The 1,507-nt window shown below is 49.0% G+C and carries 1 protein-coding gene; it reads left to right on the forward strand.

Annotated features, from left to right (window positions below; genetic code table 11):
• Positions 1-62: 62 nt before the first annotated feature.
• Complete coding sequence (locus D5281_RS24910) at positions 63-1,268, forward strand: IS4 family transposase (RefSeq protein WP_160562532.1); 1,206 nt, start codon at positions 63-65, stop codon at positions 1,266-1,268.
• Positions 1,269-1,507 lie beyond the last annotated feature (239 nt).

Here is a 1,507-nt window from a genome sequence, read left to right on the forward strand (position 1 = left end):
AGCGAGAGCGGCCCTTGAAATTGAAAACAGAACTATCATTTCAATTTCAAGGAGGTACCTGTATGTCATTCCCACAAAAGGTCAAGTCTGCGCTCCGGGCAATCGTGGACACCATGGCCTGCAATACCGCCCGGTTTGTCAAGAACCCTGGAAAGGATTTTACACGTGGCCGGAAGCTGGGGTTTGTACAGCTGATCCATTTCTTCCTCTCCATGGGAAGCGGCTGCATCAGCCATGAACTGCTGAAATATTTTTATTTCCTGCCTGAGGATGTCCCTTCTGCTTCTGCCTTCATCCAGCAGCGCGCAAAGCTCCTTCCGGAAACTTTCTGCCACATCCTCCGGCAGTTTAATCTCCGCTTCCCCTCTAAGGGCCTTATGGGCAGGTATTCCCTTATTGCCGCTGACGGCTGCGAATTTAACATTGCCAGAAACCCTCAGGACCCTTCCACTTTCCATCCCACAAGCGGCAGGTCAGAAAGGGGCTTCAACTCGCTCCACACCATTTCACTCTATGACCTGCTTTCCAAGAGGTATCTGGATGTAGTCATCCAGCCGGGCAGGCTCAAAAACGAATCTGCCGCACTCTGCCAGCTGATAGACCGTTATATTTATGGCGGCTGTCCTATTTTTGCAGCGGACAGGGGCTTTGCCAGCTATAACGTCTTCGCACATGCCCTTGAAAAAGGCTCTTTCTTCGCCATCCGCGCCAAGGATATCAACATAAAGCGTTTTCCTGCGGTCAGCAGCCTGTCTGACACGATGGACCAGTGGGCAGAGGTTGTTCTTACCCGGTCAAAGGCCAGGAGGAAAAGGCTGCATCCTGAATTAGACCCTCTATACCGCTGTATATGCAAAGCAGTGCCCTTTGACTTTATCACGGACAGCTGTCCTGAATACCGCATGCAGCTGCGGGTACTCCGTTTCCAGACAGCGGAAGGAGTTTTTGAGAACCTTATTACCAATCTCCCCTCAGATGAGCTTTCATTGGAACAGATCAAGCATATTTACCATCTCCGCTGGGGGCTGGAAACTTCTTTCCGCGGCCTGAAGCATACAATCGGAACCGCAAATTTTCATTCCAAGTCTCTGGAATACATTGAATTTGAGATCCTCTGCCGGATGACCCTGTATAACTTCTGCACCATTATAACCATAGAAGTTCCTATAAAAAAGGAAGCTGGGAAATGGGAGTACCAGGTCAATCTGTCCATGGCGATAAAAATATGCTTTGCATTCCTTTCAGACCATACGGGCCCGGAAATGTAAATGACCTGATCAGCCGTTATATACTGCCGATCAGGCCAGAGAGAACCTACGCCCGCCAGCTAAGGTTCCAGGTACCGGCCAGTTTCGCTTACCGTTTCGTGTAGAGCGCAACTGCCGCTAACAGTATATCATTTTTTGAGGCAGATACGCAATCTGTCTGTTTGCTATACCCAAAAACTTCCCATGATACAAAATATCCGCCTATAGAACTTCTAACAACTGGTATAATTCCCATGTCA

The sequence above is a fragment of the Parablautia muri genome (genome assembly GCF_009917485.1).
Classification (GTDB): Bacteria; Bacillota; Clostridia; order Lachnospirales; family Lachnospiraceae; genus Suilimivivens; species Suilimivivens muri.